The sequence below is a fragment of the Mesorhizobium sp. M7A.F.Ca.MR.176.00.0.0 genome, assembly GCF_004023165.1.
Taxonomy (GTDB): Bacteria; Pseudomonadota; Alphaproteobacteria; order Rhizobiales; family Rhizobiaceae; genus Mesorhizobium.
On record NZ_RZTC01000038.1, the window covers coordinates 11,202 to 13,421 of the forward strand.

The 2,220-nt window shown below is 66.4% G+C and carries 3 protein-coding genes; 2 read left to right on the plus strand and 1 reads right to left on the minus strand.

Going from position 1 to position 2,220, the window contains the following annotated elements:
* The coding region (locus EOB59_RS36310; RefSeq protein WP_245486632.1) for an FAD-dependent oxidoreductase at window positions 1–240 on the plus strand (240 nt) is incomplete at its 5' end.
* A 23-nt stretch (window positions 241–263) separates the two neighbouring features.
* Here the strand turns inward: EOB59_RS36310 and EOB59_RS14940 are convergent.
* Window positions 264–680, minus strand: coding sequence for a VOC family protein (locus tag EOB59_RS14940; RefSeq protein WP_013532348.1), 417 nt, complete (start codon window positions 678–680; stop codon window positions 264–266).
* A 168-nt stretch (window positions 681–848) separates the two neighbouring features.
* Between EOB59_RS14940 and EOB59_RS14945 the strand changes: the two genes are divergently transcribed.
* The gene (locus tag EOB59_RS14945) at window positions 849–2,192 is read left to right on the plus strand and encodes a TldD/PmbA family protein (protein ID WP_128288668.1); all 1,344 of its coding nucleotides are present in this window, start codon (window positions 849–851) and stop codon (window positions 2,190–2,192) included.
* Window positions 2,193–2,220: the final 28 nt, after the last annotated feature.

Sequence of the window (2,220 nt, forward strand, 5' to 3'; positions counted from 1 at the left end):
ATTTTTCCCAGGCTCGGCTCGCCTGCCTCGCAATGGCTCGGCTTCCGGCCGTCCCTGCCGGATTCCAGGCCGGTCATCGGCGCTTCGCGCGGCAGCTCCCGCGTAATTCATGCTTTCGGGCACGGCCATCTCGGCCTGACGCTGGCTCCGATCACCGCGCGGCTGGTCGCCGACTTGATCGGCGGACGCGGCGATCCGGCTCGGCTCGCACCTTTCGCGGCGGGCCGTTTCGGCCGTTGATCGACCGATGCCCTCGATCTGAGTTAGTGCGCGAAAACCTGCTCCAGCGAGCGAAAACCCTTGAATTCCAGGGCATTGCCCGAGGGGTCGCGGATGAACAGCGTTGCCTGTTCGCCGGGTTCGCCCTTGAAACGCACCATCGGCCGTTCCAGCCAGTCGATGTCGTCGCGCGCCTCCAGCCGCGTCGCCAGGCGCTGCCAGTCGTCCATCAGCAGCACCGCGCCGAAATGCGGAATCGGCACGACAATGCCGTCGACCTTGCCGTCACTAGGAGCCTGTGCGGCCTGCGGCCGCAGATGCGCCGACATCTGGTGGCCGTAAAGGTCGAAATCGACCCAGGTCGCCGATGAACGGCCGATGGCGCAGCCCAGCACCTCGCCATAGAAAACGCGGGTTTCATCGAGATCACGGACCGGGAAGGCGAGATGGAAAGGCGTCATCGAAAATGCTCCGTGCAGGCTGCGAACCGATTTTGCGTCACAGGGTTCGCGGTTTTGAACCGTCCACCCTGCATTTTGATTGAAGCCTATGCCATTGCACAAGCCGGACCGGAACAATAGATGGGTGGGCAACGGCCGCACACCGGCCGCACCAGCAGGATTTCAGGCATGACCGATATATCAGACGCAGCAAAATTGACCGACCGCGTCGCGGCCCTGGTCGAGGCTGCCAAAAAGGCCGGCGCCGATGCCGCCGACGCGGTGGCCGTGCGCGGCCGCTCGACCGGCGTGTCGGTGCGTCTCGGCAAGGTCGAGGCTACCGAAGCCTCCGAAAGCGAGGATGTCGCGCTGCGCGTTTTCGTCGGCGGCCGCGTGGCAAGTGTCTCGGCGACGGCGGCGTCCGACCCGAAAACACTGGCCGAGCGCGCCGTGGCGATGGCGAAAGTGTCGCCGCAGGATCCTTATCAGGGGCTGGCCGACCCGGCATTGCTGGCCAAACAGACGCGCGATCTCGATCTGTTCGACGCCACCGAAGTGTCGGCAGACCAGTTGAAGGAAGCCGCATTGGCGGCGGAAGCGGCAGCGCTTGGCGTCAAGGGCGTGACCAATTCGGCCGGCGCCAGCGCCGGTGCCGGCCTCGGCGGCCTGGTGCTGGCCACCTCGCACGGCTTCCTCGGCCATTATGTCGGTTCGCGTTTCTCGCGCTCGGCCAGCGTCATCGCCGGCGAGGGCACCGGCATGGAGCGCGACTATGAATTCTCCTCGCGCCAGCACTTCGCCGATCTCGATGCGCCCGAAGACATCGGCCGCAAGGCCGGCGAACGCGCGGTGCGCCGCATCGGCGCGCGCAAGGCGGCGACCGGGCCGGTCGACGTGGTGTTCGACCCGCGCGTCGCGCGCGGCATTGCCGGCCATCTTGCCGGCGCCATCAACGGCGCCTCGGTCGCGCGCAAGACCTCGTTCCTGCGTGACATGATGGGCAAGCAGGTGGCCGCTTCCGCCATCACCGTCACCGACGAGCCGCTCCGGCTGCGTGGCCAGGCCTCGCGTCCGTTCGACGGCGAAGGCGTCGAAGGCGAAAAGCTGTTGATGGTCGAGAAGGGCGTGCTCAACCACTGGTTCCTGTCGACATCGGCCGCAAGGGAACTGGGCCTCGTCACCAACGGCCGCGGCGCGCGCGGCGGCTCCTCCGTGACGCCATCCTCCACCAATCTCGCCATCGAACCGGGCGAGCGGTCGCCGGAAGAGCTGATCAAATCGCTCAGGACCGGCTTCTACGTCACCGAAGTGTTCGGCCAGGGCGTCGACATGGTCACCGGCGAATACAGCCGTGGCGCCTCGGGTTTCTGGATCGAGAACGGCGAGCTGGCCTATCCGGTCGCCGAGGTCACCATCGCCTCGAACCTGAAGACCATGTTCCTCAACATGGTGCCGGCCGATGACCTCGACCGTAATTTCGGCACCGCCGCCCCAACGCTCCTGATCGAAGGCATGACCCTTGCCGGAGCATGACCTGACCACTGCCGGGGCCACCGAAGAC